The organism is Methanoculleus receptaculi (genome assembly GCF_033472595.1).
Taxonomy (GTDB): domain Archaea; phylum Halobacteriota; class Methanomicrobia; order Methanomicrobiales; family Methanoculleaceae; genus Methanoculleus; species Methanoculleus receptaculi.
In genome coordinates this window covers 1,025,241-1,046,437 of record NZ_CP137642.1, presented here as the reverse complement: position 1 = coordinate 1,046,437, position 21,197 = coordinate 1,025,241, and the positions used below count along the sequence as shown (strand labels likewise).

General features: G+C 54.2%; 18 protein-coding genes and 2 pseudogenes. 15 read left to right on the top strand and 5 right to left on the bottom strand.

Annotated elements, in window-relative coordinates:
* Nucleotide 1 precedes the first annotated feature (1 nt).
* The 15 genes and pseudogenes from R6Y96_RS05505 (at nucleotide 2) to R6Y96_RS05435 (ending at nucleotide 15,304) form a co-directional block, all read left to right on the top strand.
* Complete coding sequence (locus R6Y96_RS05505; RefSeq protein ID WP_318620194.1) at nucleotides 2–727, top strand: hypothetical protein; 726 nt, start codon at nucleotides 2–4, stop codon at nucleotides 725–727.
* Between the two features lie 3 nt (nucleotides 728–730).
* Nucleotides 731–1,024: pseudogene (locus R6Y96_RS05500) on the top strand (transposase); the annotation flags it as partial.
* An 85-nt stretch (nucleotides 1,025–1,109) separates the two neighbouring features.
* Nucleotides 1,110–2,255: an ORC1-type DNA replication protein gene (locus tag R6Y96_RS05495; protein WP_318620193.1), complete on the top strand. Its 1,146-nt coding sequence runs from the start codon at nucleotides 1,110–1,112 to the stop codon at nucleotides 2,253–2,255.
* A 405-nt stretch (nucleotides 2,256–2,660) separates the two neighbouring features.
* Nucleotides 2,661–2,810: a hypothetical protein gene (locus R6Y96_RS05490; RefSeq protein WP_318620191.1), complete on the top strand. Its 150-nt coding sequence runs from the start codon at nucleotides 2,661–2,663 to the stop codon at nucleotides 2,808–2,810.
* A complete protein-coding gene (locus R6Y96_RS05485) occupies nucleotides 2,810–3,145 on the top strand; it encodes a hypothetical protein (protein WP_318620189.1) in 336 nt (111 codons plus the stop codon). The genes R6Y96_RS05490 and R6Y96_RS05485 overlap by 1 nt, the downstream gene beginning before the upstream one ends.
* A complete protein-coding gene (locus R6Y96_RS05480) occupies nucleotides 3,142–6,081 on the top strand; it encodes a hypothetical protein (protein ID WP_318620187.1) in 2,940 nt (979 codons plus the stop codon). Before R6Y96_RS05485 ends, R6Y96_RS05480 begins: the two co-directional genes overlap by 4 nt.
* 826 nt (nucleotides 6,082–6,907) lie before the next feature.
* Nucleotides 6,908–7,930: a glycosyltransferase family 2 protein gene (locus R6Y96_RS05475; RefSeq protein WP_318620186.1), complete on the top strand. Its 1,023-nt coding sequence runs from the start codon at nucleotides 6,908–6,910 to the stop codon at nucleotides 7,928–7,930.
* A 60-nt stretch (nucleotides 7,931–7,990) separates the two neighbouring features.
* Nucleotides 7,991–9,037: a GDP-mannose 4,6-dehydratase gene (gmd, locus tag R6Y96_RS05470; protein WP_318620185.1), complete on the top strand. Its 1,047-nt coding sequence runs from the start codon at nucleotides 7,991–7,993 to the stop codon at nucleotides 9,035–9,037.
* Nucleotides 9,034–10,062, top strand: coding sequence for a hypothetical protein (locus R6Y96_RS05465; protein WP_318620183.1), 1,029 nt, complete (start codon nucleotides 9,034–9,036; stop codon nucleotides 10,060–10,062). The genes gmd and R6Y96_RS05465 overlap by 4 nt, the downstream gene beginning before the upstream one ends.
* Nucleotides 10,063–11,010, top strand: coding sequence for a GDP-L-fucose synthase family protein (locus R6Y96_RS05460; RefSeq protein WP_318620182.1), 948 nt, complete (start codon nucleotides 10,063–10,065; stop codon nucleotides 11,008–11,010).
* Nucleotides 11,007–12,269 carry a CgeB family protein gene (locus R6Y96_RS05455; RefSeq protein ID WP_318620181.1) on the top strand — a complete coding sequence of 421 codons (1,263 nt, stop codon included), beginning with the start codon at nucleotides 11,007–11,009 and terminating at the stop codon, nucleotides 12,267–12,269. The genes R6Y96_RS05460 and R6Y96_RS05455 overlap by 4 nt, the downstream gene beginning before the upstream one ends.
* The gene (locus R6Y96_RS05450; protein WP_318620180.1) at nucleotides 12,266–12,778 is read left to right on the top strand and encodes a hypothetical protein; all 513 of its coding nucleotides are present in this window, start codon (nucleotides 12,266–12,268) and stop codon (nucleotides 12,776–12,778) included. Before R6Y96_RS05455 ends, R6Y96_RS05450 begins: the two co-directional genes overlap by 4 nt.
* Nucleotides 12,779–12,903: 125 nt before the next feature.
* Nucleotides 12,904–13,863, top strand: a complete 960-nt coding sequence (locus R6Y96_RS05445) for a glycosyltransferase family 4 protein (protein ID WP_318620178.1) — start codon at nucleotides 12,904–12,906, stop codon at nucleotides 13,861–13,863.
* A gap of 45 nt (nucleotides 13,864–13,908) precedes the next feature.
* The gene (locus R6Y96_RS05440) at nucleotides 13,909–14,043 is read left to right on the top strand and encodes a hypothetical protein (protein ID WP_318620177.1); all 135 of its coding nucleotides are present in this window, start codon (nucleotides 13,909–13,911) and stop codon (nucleotides 14,041–14,043) included.
* 76 nt (nucleotides 14,044–14,119) lie between these two features.
* A complete protein-coding gene (locus R6Y96_RS05435) occupies nucleotides 14,120–15,304 on the top strand; it encodes a glycosyltransferase family 4 protein (RefSeq protein WP_318620176.1) in 1,185 nt (394 codons plus the stop codon).
* Nucleotides 15,305–15,323: 19 nt separating this feature from the next.
* Here R6Y96_RS05435 and R6Y96_RS05430 read toward each other — a convergent pair whose 3' ends face one another.
* From R6Y96_RS05430 to R6Y96_RS05410, 5 genes and pseudogenes are all read right to left on the bottom strand, one after another.
* Nucleotides 15,324–16,757 carry a hypothetical protein gene (locus tag R6Y96_RS05430; protein WP_318620175.1) on the bottom strand — a complete coding sequence of 478 codons (1,434 nt, stop codon included), beginning with the start codon at nucleotides 16,755–16,757 and terminating at the stop codon, nucleotides 15,324–15,326.
* Nucleotides 16,758–17,536: 779 nt separating this feature from the next.
* Nucleotides 17,537–17,791 (bottom strand): annotated as a pseudogene (locus tag R6Y96_RS05425) (ATP-binding protein); the annotation flags it as partial.
* Nucleotides 17,792–17,867: 76 nt separating this feature from the next.
* On the bottom strand, nucleotides 17,868–18,641 hold the full coding sequence (gene istB / locus R6Y96_RS05420) for an IS21-like element helper ATPase IstB (protein ID WP_318620174.1): 774 nt from the start codon (nucleotides 18,639–18,641) through the stop codon (nucleotides 17,868–17,870).
* A complete protein-coding gene (gene istA, locus R6Y96_RS05415; RefSeq protein WP_318620173.1) occupies nucleotides 18,638–19,858 on the bottom strand; it encodes an IS21 family transposase in 1,221 nt (406 codons plus the stop codon). Before istA ends, istB begins: the two co-directional genes overlap by 4 nt.
* A 334-nt stretch (nucleotides 19,859–20,192) precedes the next feature.
* Nucleotides 20,193–21,170 carry a glycosyltransferase gene (locus R6Y96_RS05410; RefSeq protein ID WP_318620172.1) on the bottom strand — a complete coding sequence of 326 codons (978 nt, stop codon included), beginning with the start codon at nucleotides 21,168–21,170 and terminating at the stop codon, nucleotides 20,193–20,195.
* Nucleotides 21,171–21,197: the final 27 nt, after the last annotated feature.

Here is a 21,197-nt window from a genome sequence, read left to right as displayed (position 1 = left end):
GATGATCGGGTTTGATAGGAGGGTCCGTCTCGAGTGGCTTGATGCCGCTGCCAGTGCAGAGAGAGAGATCGGCGAGATCACCGAGATTAGGCAGTTCCTGCATGGTTTTCTCGAACCCGAGATCCCGACATACGCCGCACGGAGTAAGACTGTTGTGGTGCTGACAAAAATATGGTCACGTGTTCCAGAAGAGCATGTGGAGATCAGGGACAGAGCATTGGATCTCTTCCAGGTATCGAATACGCAGGACAGGATCTGGCTCCACTGGGGGATGGCCCTTCTCGCATACCCTTTTTTCAGGGATACCGCAACCGCAATCAACCGTTCTCTTCTCTATTATGACTGTTTTACAAAAGCGGAGATCGTTAAGAGGATAAAGGAGGACTGGGGCGAGCGTACAACTCTTAAAAGGGCTACCGAACGGATCGTATCTTCGATATTCGAGTGGGGTGTGATTGTAAAGGATAAGGAGACTGGAAAATATAACCTTCCTTTGCACCTGACCACTGAGAACAAGCAGATAGAGATCTGGCTGCTCGAAGCGGCTCTGCTTGCCTCACAAAAACAATGCATCCCGCTCGATCAGGCATTTTCCATCCCCGAGGTCTTTCCGTTCAAGTTCTCTCTCTCTATACCCGAGATCGTTGCATCGAATAAGTTTGAGATGTCTCAGATGGGAAATAATAGAGCAAAAATCTCAGTAATACCCACGTCTGGCGTCAGGTAGCCCTCAAGTATCGAACGGTTCATGTTCGATCTCGGGAACTATCGGGATTCCCCTGTTCACCACTGGAGGCGAGTCAGGACCACGAATATGGTTGAACGGGTGAATGCTGAGATCAAACGGAGAACTAAAGTCGTCGGTGCGTTTCCCGGTCGCGAATCCCTTCTTCGTCCGGTTGGCTCGATCCTCATGGACACGAACGAGGAGTTGCAGGAGCGGTATAACGCAATCGATGACCGCATGCCCAGCATCCAGATCCGCGTCCTGCAAACCCATCCCCGCAAAGAACCGCGCCGGTAGAGCGCTACAAACCCGCACCACCACCTTTCACTTTCACACCGCACGGTTTGCCATTAATAACAGAATCCAGCAATAAAGATTATCCATGAGAGATCACGCACTCCTCCACTACGACCAGACACTCTTTCGGGACCGGGAGATCTTCGAGTTTGGATACACCCCCGAGAGGCTCCACCACCGCGACGCCCAGACCACAGAACTTGCCTGGCTCGTCAGGCCGGCGCTGGAGGGCGCGGCCGCGGGGAACGCCATCCTCCGCGGCCCCCCCGGCACTGGGAAGACCACCACCGTCCGCCGTCTCTTTGCCGAGATCGAGGATGCCACAAACCGGATCATACCCGTCTTCATCAACTGCCAGCAGCACCGGACGCAGTTCTCCGTCTTTGCCCGGATATTCGAGGCGGTCGTCGGCCACGCCCCGCCCTCCGCCGGGAAACACGTCGACGAGATCGTGCGCCAGATGGCAGGACGCCTCGAGGAGCGGGACGCCGCGCTGCTCGTCTGCCTGGACGATGCCAACTACCTCCACGACGCCCGCCAGTTAAACGACCTCCTCTACCGGATCCTCCGGCTCTACGAGACCCGGGACGTCAGGAGGCCCGGCGTCTTTGTGGTCACAAGCGACCGCTGCCTGGATATCAACGCCGCCGTAGACGAACGCGTCCGCTCGGTCTTCCACCCGATCGAGGTCAACTTCCCGGCCTACACGAAGCCGGAGATCCTGGAGATCCTCGGCGACCGCGTCCGCCAGGGGCTCTTCCCCGGCGTCATGCCGCCCTCAAGCCTCGACCTCGCCGCCGGGATAACAGCCGATGAGCAGGACATAAGGGTCGGGATCGACCTCATCCGGCGGGCGGTCGAGACCGTTGAGAGGACGGGCCGCAGGAGGGTCACCCGGAAGGACGTTATGGAGGTCTCCCGCTCGATCATCGCACCGGCGCTCCAGAAGAGGGTCGAAGCCCTCCCGGAGGCCGAACGCGGCCTCCTCCTCCGGATCGCAGAGATGGCGCTTGAGGACGCGGATATGACATCGGGCTCGGTCTACGAGGAGTTGCGCGGCTACATCGCCGCCTGCCCGACCGTCTACCGGGCAAGGCTGAAACACCTGGAGGAGGAGCGGCTGATCGACCTCCCGCTCAGCCCCGGCCGCGGGCGGGCAAGGGACGTCCTCCTCCGCTACCCGCCCCGGGACGTTATAGAATGCTGCGAGAGACCCCAGAAACCGCGTTGAGACAGAACGCTGCATTCAGCCCCGGATCCCTGATCCGCCACTGTTCCGGGCGGATCACCGTTTTCCCGGTGCACAACATATAAATACAACTTCCGTTCATCATCACCCAATCTACCGAAGGCTCTTTATAAAGCACGTCTTACGCCTGGATCAAGCGGCGGCACCCGGGGAGACCCGGATGCGCCGCGAAGGAAAGGAGTCCATGAGAAAAAAAGGAAAATCCGGGACGGGGGCCTCTGCCGCGGGGTGCATCGCCCGCCGCGGCGCCGGCTTTCCGGTAAGAGGAGGCAACTGCGATGGCAGCCAGGCACAACCAGGCGTTCCACAGACCTTGATGCACCGGGCCACCAGTGATAGTTACGACTGCAGCGATATAAGATTCTTCGCTTCGGCGGGGTGGGTGCGATGAGACCTGATGACGGGGTGCCGCTCTTCCTTGTGCCGCGGGCGGTGGCCGAGGAGATCCGGCGCTACGGCTACGCCGTCCGCGAGATCCATGTCCGCCGGACGAGGAACCACCAGTACGTCATCGAGACCAGGCGGGGGGAGCCCTGATGCCTCTTGCGGGATCGGTCAGCGTGACCGCGGCCGGCGGGCTCAGCCTCGAGATCGAGGCCGAACGCTACCGCGTCCTGCCGGAGGACCTCCGGGCGCTGATCTTCTACGGCAGCCCGGCGCCGCTCGTCCGCGAGCGGCTCCGCCGTAACGGCGGGACGATAACATCCACCGTCTCTATCGAGGGGCATATCGAGGTCCACCCCGCCGGCAGGGCGGCGGTTGTCCGGACAGCGGAAGGGTCGTGGCTGATACCGCTTGTATCCCTCCGGAGGGTTGCCCGCGGGGAGGCGGCCGGCGCGCCGCTCTTTCCGATCGGCGGGGACGGGGTATGATCGACCGTGCCATATCCATCCTTGCTGAAGTGGGCGCGGTTGTCGAGGTCCGGGCGATCGCCGACGGCGCGATCCACTCCGGCTACTTCGATGACCATACGGCGCTTGTCCGGTCGGTCGAGGCGCTGGACGCCGACCCCTCGGTCTACGGGATCTACGTCACCTTGAACACCGTCAATCCGGCGCTGCTTGCCCGGCGGGCAAACAGGATCAAGATGCGGCTCTCCCGGAAAGACGCGACCACCTCGGATGCCGACATCCTCCGGCGGCGCTGGCTCCCGATCGACATAGACCCAAAGAGACCGGCGGGGGTCTCCTCGACGGACGGGGAGCACCTCTCCGCGCTCGATGCCGCGGAGAGGGTCGCGGCGTACCTCTCGGAGCAGGGGTTCCCTGAGCCGCTGCGGGCGGACTCGGGGAACGGGGCGCACCTTCTCTACAGGATAGACCTCCCAAACGACGAGCCCTCGGCCACGCTGGTGAAGGCGGTTCTATCGACGCTTGACGCCCTCTTCTCAAACGACGCCGTGAGCGTCGATACGGCGAACCACAACGCCGCCCGTATATGGAAACTCTACGGCACGGTCTCGCGGAAGGGCGACTCGACGCCCGAGCGGCCCCACCGGCGCTCCAGGCTGATCTCGGCGCCGGAGGAGATGGCGGTCGTCCCTCCTCTCCGGCTCGGAGCGGTCGCCGGGGTCATACCGCGGGAGGAGGCTATGCCCCGGCGGCAGAAGACCGCCGGGTTCGACCTCGGCGCCTGGCTCTCCGGCCACGGGATCGCCGTCCGCGCCGAGAAGCCCTGGCAGGGCGGGAGGCTGTTTGTCCTTGAGGAGTGCCCGTTCTCAAGCGCGCACAGGGACGGCGCGTTTGCAATCCAGTTTTCAAGCGGCGCCGTCTTTGCCGGCTGCCACCACCAGAGCTGCGGCGGCGGGGCGCAGCGCTGGCCGGACCTCCGGAGGCTCTACGAGAAGGCCGCACCCCCTCCGGAGGCCGGATACCGGGCGCGGGCCCTCGAGATCCTCCGGCACGGCGACCCCATGGGGTTCATACTCGACACGTTCAACCGCGGCCACGTCGGCGACCGGACGGTTGCCGAGGCTCTCGCGGTCTCGGTCGTCTCGCGATCGGTTGCAAACACAAACGGCCTCCACGTCGCCATATCCGGGAACTCCGGGAAGGGGAAGAGCCACGCATGCCGAACGATGCTGAACCTCGTCCCGGAGGGCTCAAAGATGAGGGGCACCGTCTCTGACCGGGCGCTCTACTACGACGAAGGCCTCCTCCCGGGGACGGTCCTCCTCTTTGACGACGTCGCCCTCTCCGACGACCTCCAGGAGATACTGAGGTCGGCGACAGCGAACTTCCGCGAGCCTATCGAGCACCGGACGCTCACGGCCGAACGGCGGTTTAAGGTCTGCACCATACCGCAGAGGTGCGTCTGGTGGCTTGCAAAGGTGGAGGACCCGGGGGATGACCAGGTTATGAACCGGATGCTCACCGTCTGGATCGACGACTCGGCGGCCCAGGACCGCCGGGTGCTTGAGCACATGAAGACGGTTGAGGCCGGGCGGTGCCCGCCGGCGGAGGATGACCCGGCCGTCCTCACCTGCAGGGCGGTATGGGAGGTGCTGGGCGAGGAGGTTCTGGGTGTCCGGATCCCGTTTGCGCAGCGGGTGTCTTTCTCGTCGGCGGCGAACCGGAGGAACCCGGGGATGCTGTTTGACCTTATCAAGTGCTACGCCCGGCTCTTCTTCATGCAGCGCGGCCGCGACGAGGACGGCGCTGTCGTGGCGACGGAGGCTGATTTCACCGCGGCGGCGCGGCTGTATGAGGCGCTCGGCGGCGCGGCCGGCGGCCAGGAGACAAAACTCACCAGGAACGAGGCCGCGGCGCTTGAGACGGTTGACAGGATGGGCGTCTCTGTCTTCACCGTCCGCAGCCTCCAGGAGGCGATGGGGCTACCCTACCAGAAGACGCGGCGGATCCTTCACGGGTATACAAGCCGGGGGACGGTCTACGCGGGGCTGCTCGCGAAGTGTCCGGCGGTGAGCCTGTATGATGCGAGCGTGAGCGAGACGATGCCGGACGGCGAGACCGTCCGGCGCCGGGAGCAGCACTTCACGTTTGACCCGGAGGTCTACCGCGCCTGGTCACACGGGGCGGCGGTCTGGCTGGATGACAGCAATGACAGCAGTTTTGAGCAGCCTGACAGCACCGGCTGTCAACGAGAGATCCGCGGGAGCGATTCCGGTTTCGCCGACGGCGCACGGAGTGACGGGATCTCATCACCGGACGGGGCATCTTTTCAGCAGATCGAGATCCGCACAGCACCTCCCGAGGGGGGCGGGGGCAGCGGGGAGAAGGGGGTGTGTGCGCCCGGGAATGCTGTCACTCAAGAAGAGAGAGACGCGTCTCATGAGGATAATGAGAAAGGGGATAAGGATCCGGGTTTGTTCACTGACAGCAGTTGCTGTAAACCTGCTGAAGACTGCTCTAATTTGGCCGGGTTTGCTGAAGCCGCCGACGGTATGGGGGGAGGGTTCTACGCGTCTCATGAGGGTTATGGGAGAGCAGCAGGGGGGATCGACCCCGCCGACTACATCGCTCTGCCGGTCTCAAAGGACGAGCCCTGCCACGTCTGCGGCGGCCGGCCGACATCCTCGGTGAGGCGCGACAGCGACGAGTATCTCTGCTACGCCTGCTTCTCTCGCGCCCGGCGTGCGAGAGCACCCGCGAAGCCGCGGGTGGTGCAGCCTCTCCCGGGCGTCCTTGACCACCGGGGGTTTGAGCGTGTGAAGGCTGAGATAGGCCGCTGCGATCTCTGCGGCGCGGCAAAGGCGGTCTACCGCTCTCCGGAGGCCCGGACGAATCTCTGCGAGGGTTGTTATGCGCGGCTGGTGAGGGACTGGAACAGGGAGGCGGGGGTGAGGTGAGGGGGGGTGTGATCTCAAGGCTCAAGGACGATTTCGTCATATTACGGAGCACCCCCGCCCCTGTAACTCGCGTGTCACTGAAAACCTCTCGCCATCGACACCCCCGCCTCCCGGCGCGTTCCGCACCTCCTCCCGCCCCCTCCAGAGGGGGCGGGCAGTGATTGGCGATAGCCCGGATACAGTGCACGGGGAACGGGAACGGGATTTCGATGAGGGCGATCACGTTGACGGCAGAGAGGTTGTCTGCTCCCTGGCACCGTATCTATGGGGAATCACCCCCTGAGGGTGGGGCTGACGGGGAGGGGGGTGGAACATCCCCCTCCCCTGTCGCCGGCGTCTCTGGTTGAGCGGTATTCGTTGACAACCCCCGTCTCCCCTGTCCCGGCGTGTCACCGGGAACGGTTTACGTCGAGTCACCCCCCATCACCCCCTCCCCCTCCCTGCAGCACCCCCCCCAAAACCGCGCCGACATCTCCCCGAATCTCTACCATCCCGGCATTTTAAGCCCGATATCAATCAAAACGTTTTTCTACCGCGCCATACACTCTTCCCAAAAACCCCTCCCCATCCCTCCAGCACCCTCCGCCGACCTCCTCCAGCCGCTGGCCGCTCTCGCGGACGATTCGCGCGCTATCCTCCCGGCCCTCCGCTGCCTTAAGATCGATAGATATTTCTACATTTTCTCCAATAGATATCCTGACCAGCGAGCCTCCTCCGGCTTGCGATTTAACTCCAGGTGCCCCATGACCCGATTCCCTGCTCAGTCCCCGGAACTCCAGACAATTTCCAATCCCGCGGGCGGCCCTGCCGCGGAGGAGGAGCCCCCATGAGCGCACATCTTCCACCCACCCCCGCCTCATTTGCCGCCGCCCCCCTGCCCGACCCCGGCTCCATCCGGACGCTTGTCGCGATGCCGGCCCACAACGAGGAGGCTGCAATCGCAAAGACGGTTCTTGGCGCCCGGCGGCACGCCGACGCCGTCCTTGTCGTCGACGACGGTTCGACCGACGAGACGGCCGCGATCGCGGAGGCCCTCGGGGCTATCGTCGTCCGCCACGAGACCAACCGCGGCTATGGGGGCGCGCTCCAGACGATCTTTTCGACCGCGAGGAGGCTCGGCGTCGAGGAACTGGTCATCATCGATGCCGACGGCCAGCACGACCCGGCCGAGATCCCGGGGCTGCTTGCCGCGCTGCGGGAGGGGAGGGATGTGGTGATCGGCTCACGGTTCCTGGACGGCAACGGCAAAGCGGTGCCTGCCTACCGGAAGGTCGGGATGAAGGTGCTCGACGTCGCCACCACCCTTGCCGGCAAAGGCCTCTCGATCACCGACTCCCAGAGCGGGTTTCGGGCCTACGGCCCCCGGGCGATCGAGGTGATCCATCCTAACGGCGAGGGAATGAGCGCTGGCTCTGAGATCCTGGTCCAGGCAAGTGACAACCGCCTGAAGATTGCCGAGGTGCCGATCCGGGTTCGCTACGACATCGAGGGGACATCGAGTGAGAACCCGGTCTCCCACGGCGTCTCAGTCCTGATGAGCATTGTCAGGGTCATCAGCCTTCGCCGCCCCCTCCTCTTCTTCGGGATACCGGGCGGTCTGTTTGCCCTGCTCGGCATCGGCGCCGAGATCTACACCTTCTCCCTCTACTACCGCACCGGGCAGTTCCACTACATCATATTCACCGGGGGGTTTGCCGCGCTGATCCTGGGGTTGATGCTCGTGACGTCAGGGCTGATCCTCTACTCGCTTGTGCAGATAATCGAGCAGGGGAAGAAAGGGGCTGCGAACCCTGGAGGGGAAGGCGCGGGTGAGCGGGGAGGCTCCAGCCAGCCTGCGGGGAGGGTGTGAGAATGATCGCGATTGTGCTTGGCGACAAACAGTGATTCAAAAAACTTTCAGGTATTAATAATGATGAAAAAAGCGCTTATTACAGGTATCACCGGTCAGGACGGCTCCTATCTCGCCGAGTTTCTCCTCCACAAGGGTTATGAGGTGCACGGTGTCATAAGGCGGGCATCCACCTTCAATACCTCCAGGATCGACCATATCTATACCGACCCTCACGATCCAGACGCCCGGCTGTTCCTCCACTACGGTGATCTCTCTGACGATGAACAGATCTCGCACATAATATACAACATCAAACCCGACGAGGTCTATCACCTCGGTGCCCAGAGCCATGTGCGGGTCAGTTTCGATACCCCGGAATACACCGGCAATGTTACCGGCCTCGGAACAACACGTCTCCTTGAGCTGATCCGCAGAAGCGAGAACGGGACGAAGTTTTACCAGGCCTCAAGCAGCGAGATGTTCGGGGCGACACCACCTCCGCAGAACGAGACAACCCCGTTCTATCCGAGAAGCCCCTATGCCTGCGCAAAAGTCTACGCATACTGGATGACGCGAAACTACCGTGACGGATACGGGATCTTTGCTGCCAACGGCATCCTCTTCAACCACGAGTCTCCACGGCGGGGGGAGACGTTTGTGACGCGTAAGATCACAAGGGGGATCACCAGGATCCTTGCCGGCAAGGAGAAGCACCTCTACATGGGGAACCTGGACGCCCGGCGAGACTGGGGGTTTGCACCCGAGTATGTCGAGTGCATGTGGAGGATCCTTCAGCAGGAGGAGCCTGAAGACTTCGTCATCGGGACGGGGGAGAGCCATTCGGTCCGGGAATTCCTCGAGACCGCCTTCTCATACGCAGGCCTGGACTGGGAAGACCATGTAAGGATCGACCCACGCTACTTCCGGCCGACCGAGGTTGAAAACCTCATCGCGGATGCCAGAAAGGCCAGAGAGAAACTTGGCTGGAAACCACGGGTGACGTTTTCTGACCTGACCAGGATCATGGTTGACGCGGACCTGAGGGATGCAGGGCTTGAACCCATCGGCGATGGGGACGAGATCCTTGCCCGGCTTTACCCGGAACGGTGGTGGACGATAGATTGAGACATCCGCGGATCTGTTTCTACGTCAGCGACTTTGGTTACGGCCACGCGGCCAGGGCGATCGCTCTCACCCGGGAACTGCAGGAAGCCCTCTCTGCCGAGGTCACCATCAGGACAGGTTCGCCTGCAGAGTTCATGGCCCGGTCGCTCCCAGGGGTCGAGGTCAGATGGGGTCAAAATGACCCCGGTGTGGTGATGGAGGGGGCTGCCGTCGAGGGGGAGAAAACACGTGCAGCGGTCGAGCGCTGGGTTGCGTCCTGGGATGACTACATCGCCACCGAGAGATCTTTCCTCCATGACCATCAGATCGACCTTGTCCTCTCCGACATCGCCCCGCAACCGTTTCTCGCCGCAGAAGAACTCGGGATACCCTCGTTTGGCATCTCAAACTTCACCTGGCACCTGATCTACACTCATCTCTTCGGGAAGACCGAAGAGACCGACCGGATTGCCGAGGCCTACCGGGCGGCCGATGGTGCTCTCATCCTCCCGCTCCACGAGCCGATGGAGGTCTTTTCCAACCGGCGGGAGGTGGGGCTTGTGGCACGGCGGGTGACCCGGGGCCGCGAGGATCTCCGGGGGCTTCCCCGGGCTCGGCCGCTCGTCTACCTTAGACCGCCAGAGCCTGCGGCCATCAGGGGGTGCACCTGCCTCGTCCCCTCGTGGACAGAGATCCCGGGTACGATAAGTATCCCGCCGGATGAGACCGAGACCCAGGATTGGATCGCTGCCTGCGATCTTGTGGTCTCCAAGCCCGGCTACAGCAGCATCTCGGAAGCGATCCGGGCCGGCGTCCCCATGGCCCTCTTCCGCAGGGAGGGGTTTGCCGAGGACGACCACCTCATCAGCGGGATTGAAAGGATGGGGATCGGGAGAGAGATTCCGGCGGCAGCCGTTCTTGACGGTTCGTGGGTGGGCGACCTCGACAGCCTGACCGGCCTTCGGGAGAATTTTGATAGGATCGATGATCTCTTCAAGAGAGACGGCACAAAAGAGTGTATTGATATACTCCGGGAGATGGTATGATTGTTCTGGGATGGAAAGAACGTCCTTATCACAGGAGGGGCCGGGTTCCTGGGCTCCTCTCTGGTGAGGACGCTTGAAGAGCATGGACTCCCGCGGGAGAGTATGAGGATACCCCGGAGCCGTGACCTTGACCTGCGGCGATGGGAGAACTGTGTTGCCGCGGTCGATGGTATAGACGTTGTCATCCACCTTGCGGCAAAGGTCGGCGGCATCGGCTGCAACATGGCCAACCCGGGCTCCCTCTTCTATGACAACGCGGTTATGGGGATCCAGTTGATGGAGGCTGCACGGCAGGCGGGTGTGGGGAAGTTCGTTGCTATCGGGACGATCTGTGCCTACCCGAAGTTCACGCCGGTTCCGTTCCGGGAAGAGAATCTCTGGGAGGGGTATCCTGAGGAGACCAACGCGCCTTACGGCCTTGCAAAAAAGATGCTCCTTGTCCAGGCCCAGGCCTACCGGCAGCAGTATGGGTTTAACGCGATCTACCTTCTCCCGGTGAACCTCTACGGTCCGGGGGATAACTTTGATCCCGCAAGTTCGCATGTCATCCCGGCTCTCATCAAGAAGTTTGTTGAGGCGGTGGAGAGCGGTGCAAAGAGCGTTGAGGTCTGGGGCACCGGGGCGGCATCCCGGGAGTTTCTCTACGTCGATGATGCTGCGGAGGGGATCGCGCTTGCTGCCGAGCGCTACGACAAACCCGACCCGGTGAACCTCGGGGCGGGTTTTGAGATCACCATCCGTGATCTCGCGACACTCATCGCCGACATCACCGGGTTTACCGGGGAGATCGTCTGGGACACGACCAAGCCCGATGGCCAGCCCCGGCGGTGCCTGGATGTATCGCGCGCGGAGCGGGAGTTCGGGTTCCGGGCGAGAACAAAGTTTGAGGACGGATTGAAAGAAACGGTTGAGTGGTACAAAAGGGCAGGCAGGGAGGGGCGCACGTGAAAATCCTTGTCATCTGCTCGACACTTGACCTGAAGTACAAACTCGGGTGCACCCCATCCTGGTGGCAACTCATGAAAGCTCTCCACGAAATCGGGAACGAAGTCGTCGCCGTACCCTACCTTGGTGACCCGGTCGACTCCCCCTGGTGGAGGACGTATCCTAACCCCTGCAGCACTGAGAGCAAACTCTACAACCGTTTCCTCGACCACAAGAAGCGGTGTGGAAACCTCTCCAGTTACAACGAAAGACCCAACCCCATCCTGAACCTGCTTGCAGAGCAGCATGTACGGAGGAGATGGGAGAAGCATATCATCGAGATCCTCTCCGGCGAGAAGGATATCGACGCGGTCTTCATCATGGGCGTCCCGATCAACCACATCAAGGGCATTCCAACCAGGGTCAGGGAGGAGTTCAGCATCCCTGTCGCATACTACGACGGCGACATGCCCACGATCCTTCCGAGGTACGCAACCAGCAGAGGGTTTAAGTTCAACTATTACGTCGACGCTGATCTCTCGGAGTTCGATGCATTCTTCACAAACTCTAAGGGCGTCATTCCAGACCTCGAGGAGATGGGTGCTAAGAATGTCCACCCGCTTTACTATGCAGCCGATCCCGATCTCTTCAATCCTGTCAACGTTGAGAAGGACATCGACATCTCATTCTTCGGTTATGGCAGTGAATTCCGGGAAGAATGGATGACGAAGATGATCGCCGATCCTTCAATGGAGCTGCCCGATGTAAACTTCACTGTTGGGGGCGGGGGTTTCGGGATCTCTCTTGGCAACGCCAAACTAATAGGTGACCTATCATACAGTGCCTTCCGAAAGTTCTGTTGCCGGAGCAAGATCTGCCTGAACATCACCAGGTGGTCGCACACGAACGTCTATGCGTCGGCGACAGCACGGCCGTTTGAACTGGCGGCGTACGGGGCGTGCATTGTCTCGCAGCCGTATAACGGGATTGAGGAGTGGTTTGAGGTTGGGAAGGACATCATTGTTGTGGAAAGTGAGGATGAGGCTATTGAGACATACCAGTGGCTCCTTGCCTCCGATGAAGAGCGTCAAACGTTTGGGGAGAATGCCCGGGAGCGAATATTAAGGGAGCACACATACCATAATCGTGCTGAGTTGGTCACCAGAGAACTTGGCAATATCAAAAATTTACCAGCAAAGCCGAGTATTAATACCGCAGACGATGTTTCGATCTATAGAAATCGTAAGCAAAGAGCATGCGAACCCGATGGAGTAAAACAATGAAGAAAGACGTTATTATTCTCGGTATCCATGATGGACACAATGCAGGGGCTGCCTTAATTAAAAATGGTTCTGTCGCCGCGGCGATACAAGAGGACGCTCCAACCCTGATGCGACGGCGAGCAACAACGGCAGGCGGTACCTGGAGAAGAACGTCGCCCTGTATGAAGAGATCTTCTGCACCCTTGCCGGGGGTGAGGGCCTCGCGAGGAGGCCGATTCCCTCGAGGAGCGAGGATGCGCCGGGGGTCGGGCACCATGGGTGGTAATTTTAAAGGTGAGGGGGTTGTAAGTGGAATTGCTCCTACGAGAGAGCCCACACCTCGGGCGACAGAGGGAGAGGTCATCTCAAAGTCAACGAAATTTCAAGATCTGATAATAGGTTTCGATGAGAAGAATAACCTTCTCTTAACGTTCTTCTCTGGCAGGGCTGGTTCCATCGTTATGCAAGAGATCGACCACCAACGTGCCTACTACGCCTTCGACGCTTCTTGGTCAAGGAGGAGTATCTAGTGAAAATACTGGTTGGGAGTTTGCAGTATAGCCCCATTTTTAAATCTCATTGCTGCGCGTTCGGCAAACAAGCTGAGATGTCTGGTCATTCTGTGAAATATTTATTCAGCCGCAAGTATCTCTGGATGTTAGATGAGGATATTAAGGAAAAATCTGTCTTTTTCGGTAATAGTGAAAGCGTATTTACATCTCTAATTGAGGGGATCGACTATCGGCTTTTACAGGCGATTGATGAATTTATCAATCACGAGAGGCCTGACGCGATATACATGCATAACATCCATCCATTAAATTATCGTATCGCTAAGTTCGCGAAAGCGCACGATATAACATTTATTCAGCATATTCACGAACCATTTGTGGAGAATAAATCTGTTTACGGGGGTATTTATAAGTATTTCTTAAATATATTCGAGTACCTCCAGGGGAAATTATTAAATTTAACAGATGTCGCTGTGGTATCTTCTAACATCGCAGCCAATCTCTTTAAAAGGCGGTACCCAAACTACTCTGGAAAATTGATAAAAGTTCCCCTGATGTATGAAGATCTCGGTAAAGATAATGTTCCGCCCGAAAGTCGGCGATATATAACATTTATCGGCCCTCCAATACCCGCAAAGGGTCCAGAAATATTTTTAAAAATTGTGGAGTACTCAAATAATCACGCTCTCCCATTACAGTACCTCTTGATCTCTCGATATCCACTTGAAGACCATTTTTGTGATATCCCTAATTTAACACTATATCATAAAGACCAGATATCTGATCCGGAAATGGCGAAGTTATTGCATCAAAGCCTGATGACAATTACCCCCTACAAAACAGCAAGACAGAGTTCTGTAGTGCTGACATCATATATGTGTGGTACTCCGGTCCTATCTTCAGATATTGATGGATTGAGGGAATCGATTCATCATTTAAAGACCGGTTACCTAGTTGATCTTCACGCTCCGGTGGAATCATGGGTTGGTGGAATTGAATATATATGTGATAATAATGAAGTTTTATCCAAAAACTGTCGAACGGAATTTGTGACAAATTACTCCGAGATAAATTGGCAGCAATACCTTTCTCAGATAATGTGAGGTAAATGTGATCAGCGAAGTTGCAATTTGGATGTGAGAGCGACGATGGAGGAGAACGTGAAGGCCAAGGCAGAAGAATTATCTTGGGATAGTGTTGCGAAGAAAACAATGGAGGTTTATCGAGAAGCCTCTCGAAAGAGCACTGCAAATCCAACCTCTGGTAATCCAGGAGAAATTTAGAGAGGAAAATTAGATTTTTCATGAGGTTCGATTCCAGTTCATTATTATGGTTCATTATTATTAAGGTGAGCACGTGATGTCTCTTCCCGAATCTAAGTTTGAAGGTTTTATTCAGGGGGATTATCAATTTTCTGAATTAATTACATCGATTCTTCCTGGAGAGCCATCTCAGTACACAATTGCAGTCCTAATATCTGTCTTCTTAAAATCAGAAGGGGCCAGCAGAGTAGCTGAGGTGCAGGCCAAAAAATTGTCAAAAATGGGCTACTCCGTAGTTGTATATACTTTTGAATCGGACATTTCTCCGAGGGGCTATAGGGTTGAGATTATTGACTCTTGGGTCCAGACACATGTCCCGCGTTTGGTTAAACCGTACCGAGCGTTATTTCCACTTAATCGCTGGAAATCTTTGAAAATCAGTTCTGATCTAAAGGAAGCCAGCTTAATCATACTTCATCAAGAAACTTTGGTATCTGCAGCGTATTTGGCAAAAAAGTATTATGGTGCTAAGTTGATTTTCTGGCACCACCACATTGCTGAATCTCGTTTTATGACTTTGGAAGAAAGGGTCTACAATCTAGTGGTCTCTCCATTTAATTGGAGGAAAATAAAAAAATTTGATTTCGTTGTTTCTATAAGCGAGCACTCCAAGAACGTCCTCAGGAGTGAAAAGGGTATTGATAGCCTGGTTATTTATGATGAAATTGATTCCGACCGATTTAACGAGGGTAACTTAAACGGGACAACAATCCGAACAAAATACAACATTGCAGCAGATGATCCTGTTATACTCTTTGTTGGCCGGCTAACTCCCACAAAGAACATACATTCATTGATATCAGCCTTTAAAATTGTAAAAGCAAGGATCCCCAGGGCAAAACTTATTATCGTCGGCGGGAGTTACGACAAGCGATACGCAGAATATTTAATGCGAGATTGTGATCCAGGCGTTATTTTTGCCGGATTTGTACCTGATGATGATTTACCAGACTACTATGCTGCATGCGATGTCTATGCAACATGCTCTTTAGTGGAAGGTTTTAACCTGCCTTTAGTTGAGGCTCAAGCATATGGTAAGCCGGTTGTTGCGTTTGATATTGGACCTCATAAAGAGGTTGTAAAAAATGGTTTTTTAGTTACTGAAGAGCATCTTAACGAATTTGGAGAGACACTAATAAATATACTCGATAATCTTGATAAAACCCCACAAACCCCAAAATTATGGTATATGGCAGCTGATGATCAAAATGACGCTGTTTAAGACCTTCATATTTGCGCTCTTAAACTGAAGTTATTTCAACTTCACCATTAAAATATACCCTACTTGTTTGTTCTATTAACTGTTGTTTATCTGGTCCAGGATCCCCCTTTATATTGGAGGCGATGTAGACATACCTATCCAGACTGGATTGATATAGGTCAAGCCCCTTAATTCTATCTAAAGGCACCTCTCCCCAGAAAAAAATTGCCGAAGTGATGAAATAGGGTGTACCATCTGTCAAAATGAGGGCGTTTTCAGGAACGTGCGTATGTACCCACAGCCCTCCGTTCTCGTATTTTTGCATGTCAGGTAAGTTGTTTTCGCACCAGTAGTAATCATTTTGGCCCAAACTTTTAAAGTAGTATGCTGGGATATAATGTCCTCCAAAGAACGTCAACGTTACAATCCCTGCTGTAATTATACATGTTAATGCAGTTATTGCCGCCTGTTTATTCAGCGGCTTGAGCCAGATGTCCCGTAATCTGAATAGGGTCAAGGCCGCAAAAACTCCTATTAGCACCTCATAAAATGCAACAATACGGCCAACTTCTAGAAAGATGATTACATTTCCAAAGAAACCCAGTGCAATCAAGAGAACACATATCGTTGAAAGTAGGATTTCTTCATTCTTTTTGGTCTTAAAGGTATAAAAAATTGACATAGATCCAAGTAGTAGTATAATAAAGCGGATATTATGGATTATATTTGTTGGGAATGGGACAACATTTGAACCGCTCGAAAATGATATCACTGGAGCGCTATATGGATCTGCAAGCAACATCAAATTTATATAATCTTCGATGTGTTTTGGGAACACAAAAAAATGATAACCTATAACCAACACGAACAAGAAGACAAAAAAAAGTTTATCCGGCGGATCAATTTTGAATTTGCTTAATTGGCTGTTTGGATATGCTTTGCTAAGTGTAGACAATAAAAGCATGACACAGAAGGATGATCCTAAGATAAGTGAAATTAAAAGTGAAGAAAAATAATGGGAAAAGGCGCAAGCCACTGTAAATATTACGGCCAGTACCCTGTATGCCGATTTACCTTTTGATCCGCATGTTTTTAGTAGCGCTATGAGTAAAAATACAAGAATTATAAAAGCATATCCCTGATAGTGATATTCAGATTGATAAAATATAACGTGTGAACTAAGGGATGTAATCAGTCCGGATAAGAGAGAGACCCCATAATTTCTGGAGACTGTATATGCCAATAAATAAACTCCTAAAAAGAAAATTACTCCTAAAATTGGTTGCTGGTAATTAAAAAGCCACATGTAGTCAATTCCACCAATTCGCGATAGATATTCGGTGATGATTCCCATTAATGGCCAGTTAATTAGGCCCTCTGTTCCGGGGTACCAATAACCGTAAATCGGTTCTAGTGTTCCGAAGTCGTGTATGTTTAAAAACGTGACCAAGAAAGCGTAAGGGTCCCACAGCACTGGGTATGATACTCGTAGATAGCGGATGCATCTCGCAAAAAAACAAATCACAAGATATTGGGGCATAATAAGGATCAATTCTTCAGAACGTTGCACCATAAAAGAACTGATGACCAATGAAAGCAATAATATAAACATTAACGATGCAATGAAAATATCGCTGAATACGGGATTAATCAAGGTCGGAAAAAACCTAAAGTATAACACACTAACTGCGATAAGCACCCATGAGATAATTGATAGGCAGAGAAGGAATCTCTTCCGTAATATCTCATCCCCTCCGAGACTGGTTGAGAATCTTCTGTGCGCGTTCATATATTATCATTTAAATGGGGTTATCCTTGGGTCTTATCTCGTCTTTGATCTTCCGCAAACCTCAAGATCTAACTCATAGTGATACTCAAATCTGCACTATTCTACTTTTTCCAGTTGCATTTGTTTATTAATAATAATTTTAATATAGCAGAGGTAAATCCAAAGGCTAAGTGCCATTATCTTTTATAGTCGCTAAGGTATATCATAATTTTCTAATAAAGTCTTTGGGTGGGTAGAGGCCATCAAACCAATGCCTCACTGGTTTGAGGGCAACTTTCAGCGACCACACCCTCCCTTATCCCCCTCACTCAGCATAATTAGAATCCTCTACCTCATCTCCCACCCTCTCATAGAGACGATACCTCGAACCTTGAGAGCAAATTGTTGTCAACGTCGGTCTACCAATCCCCAGTTGCGTCGGAATATCACTCCCCACCGCACTTAAATCTATCGTCAGACATTTGTCAATCATTTGGACACCTCGTTTCAGTTGATTTTTCTTGATTCGTCCATAATTTATGGTTCTTTCGGTCTTTCATCCGATAACTTGCTCCCCGGATGTTCACCACCGTACAATGGTGGAGGATCCGATCGAGGAGAGCTGCCGCGATGACCTGATCCTGGAAGATCTCTCCCCAGTCAGCGAACGTCTTATTCGAGGTAAAGATGGTCGATCTACCCTCATATCGGCGCGAAACCAACTGGAAGAAGCAGTATGCTGTCAACGGCGGTGTAAAAGTGTACAGATTTGGGCGGAATAAAAGTGTACACTTGAGTCCATAAACCTATCTTTTTTCATCCCGGAAGCGTATTGGAGAAGAGCCCCTGTTTCCGCCGTTCTTTCAGGCGGTAACTGTCGCCTTTGATGTTAATTGTCGTACAATGATGGAGGATCCTATCCAGCACCGCTGCAGCGATCACATGGTCACCGAAGATCTCCCCCCACTCCCCGTAGGACTTGTTCGAGGTGAAGATCGTCGATGACTTCTCATACCGCCTTGAGATCAGACTGAAGAAACAGTGGGCGCCTTCGCTGTTGAAGGGCAAATATCCCATCTCATCGATGATCAGGAGATGAAACTTCGTGAGCGCCTTAATCCGCTCTTCAAGTTTGTTCTCCCGGTTCGCTTTCATCAACCGCTCAATGAGACTGGATGCATTCACATAGGAGACCCGGAATCCCTGTTTCACCGCCTCGTGACCGAGAGCCAGAGCCAGATGGGTCTTCCCCACTCCCGGAGGCCCCAGGAAGACAACGTTCTCGGCATTGTGGATGAACCGCAGAGATGCCAGATCCCGGATCACCGCGGGATCGAGTGATGGTTGAAAACTGACATCGAAATCCTCGAGTCTCTTTTCCATGGGAAACGCGGCCAGCCGCATCCGGAACTCAAGAGCACGCTCCTCTTTACTCTTCACCTCCTGATCCAGGAGACAGTCGAGGAGTTCCAGGGTTGACCAATCCTCCTTTGCGGCGATTTCGAGGTAGTTATCCAGGAGCGCCTCGATCGTCGTCAACTTCAGACGATTCAGATTATCATGCACCCGTTCGTAGATCAGGGCACTCATAACTGCACCTCCCCGGAGAACCCCTCATAGACCGAGAGCGGTCGGTGTTCAACCTCAGGACCGACCATCCGGAAGAGCGGCCGTGAGTCCGTTTCCGATTGAGCGTTACAGCGCATGACCTCGGCAAGAAGGCCGGAGAAGTGTTCCTTCTCACGGATGTTCCGGGCATGCCCGGGAACGATGGTATGCGAGCAGACGGTCTCGGTGCCGACCCTGACGGTCATCTGATCGCGCTGGATCTCCAGAATCGCCTCTCTCCCGGCGTAGCGGTAGGGCACCGAATACCGGTTGCCGAGATAGGAGATGTACGCTTCACGCGAGATCTTCCGGTGCTCTTCCTGGCGCAGCCGGTAGGGCGGGATCCCGATCAGGGGCTTGAGGTTCTCCTGTTGCAGCCGTTCAACCGGGATCTCGTGGGTGGTGCCGTGGGGTTCGGCGTTGACCCGGTTGCACCACTGCAGGAGCTGCCGGTTCATGTCGTCGAGGGATGAGAAGGTTCCTCCGAGGAGGAAGTCGCGTTTAACGTAGCCAATGGTATTTTCAATCTTCCCTTTGGTCTGGGGACAGTAGGGTTTGCAGAGCCTGGGAATGAACCCATGATGCGAGAAGAAGTCCTCGAACTTCGGGTTCCATTGGTGGTCGCTGGCGCGGAGCGCCCGTTTGAGGATCACCGTTTTGATGTTGTCATACAGGATCTCCTCGGTATACCCGCCGAAGTACTCGAAGGCATTGAGGTGGCACTGGATGAGGGTGGAGGTATCTGTGGAGAGGGTGAAGACCGCATATCGCATTCGCGAATAGCCGAGGATCATGCTGAAGCAGTACAGTTTCCTCCGCCGTCCATCGACATCCAGATGTCCGCACTCACCCCAGTCCACCTGCGCCTGGACACCGGGTTCGGTCTCATACCGGAGGACCGCCGGTACACGCGTGGGTGGCCGGATCTCCCGGATGTAGTCCTTGACGACGGTGTACTTCCCGCTAAATCCCATCTCCTGGATCTCGCGGTAGATCCGGGCGGCGCTCAGGGGGTAGTCGCGGATGCGCTGCTGAATGTACGCCTTGTATGGATCGAGTTTGCTCGGTCGTGTCCTGCGGGAAGCCGGTATTGGCATGGTTTGGGCAGCAAGGTATTTTCGCACTGTATTTCGATGATATCCCGTCTCCCGGGAGATCTGGCTGATGTTCAGCCCCTGATGATGCAAGTCGCGGATCATGAGAAATTCCTCCACAGTGACACATAGCTACGCCCCTCAAGTACGTCCTTGAGGGTTAGCAGGTGTACACTTTTAGACCGCCGAAAGTGCACAAAGTTACGCCGCCAGTGACACCGGGGTAACACCCAGAACCCCGCAGCCTCATTATCCTCCCCAAAACCACTCTGGCGTCCAACCATCTCAAGAGCTTCCGCTCTCCACCCCCGGTAAGAGATCCCCCAATAACGCAGATACTACACCCCTACATCAAACTCCAGCAGTTTCAACCAGATTCCCAGATTCTTCTCATGATCCGGCGAGATGCACCTGAACCAGCGCTCAGCCGCGATTCTCGTTAGTTTATTCCCCTCTTTATTAAGAAACTGAATTCTCCCAATAAATAAGCTACATGTCCTAAAGTAACAAGATAAACGCTTAATAACAGGTAAATTGGATTTAAGTCATCGATACTCGCTCCTAAATGTCGATAGATCAGGACTAGTGCAGTTGAAGTCAAAAAGAAGATCGAACCAAACAAAATGATATCCACACAAAACGAATATGCCAGAAATAGAACCGAAACAAATGTCACCATGACTTTGATAGAAAATCTCGTGTCAAAAGATTTTTTTTCATCATCCATTAAGTACTTATTATATATCTTCCTAGCGCTAACACCATCAGCATATCTGATTCTTAAAAAAGACAAGACAGACGTTGGAAGTTCATGATATACTACTGCAGCACTACATTTTTTTGAAAGATATCCTAAATGGGCTATTTTGAGATTTAAGACATTTTCATCCCCCCTACCTGTAAATACCTCATCAAAAAAATCTGCTTTTTCTAGCGCCACACGTGTATACGCAATATTTGCTCCATGCGCACCCAAAAGAGAATAATATGTTCCATATAATAGTTTTGCCACTAGATTTTGAGGATTCCCAATGATAACAGGACCCCATGCGTATCCAATTTTGGGATCATTGAAACATTTAGTATAACTTTCTAAACATCCACGATCCGCAAATGCATCACCATCAATGAATACTATTATACTTCCTTTTGAATGTTTTATCCCTGTGTTTCTTGCGCACGAAATGCCCGTGCCTTCCTGTTCGATTAACGATATACAAACAGGAGAATTAGATACCATATCATTTACGATTTTATATGTGTTATCCGTAGATCTACCGTCAACCACAATTATTTCGTATAAGTTTTTACTTAATGACTGGTCAACTAGAGAGTCAATGCAACGTCTAATCGTGGTTTCTTCATTCCTCACGGTCACAATTACTGAGATGCATGATTCATTATGGTCGCTTAACATTGTAATCTCCTACGTGTATCAAAATTG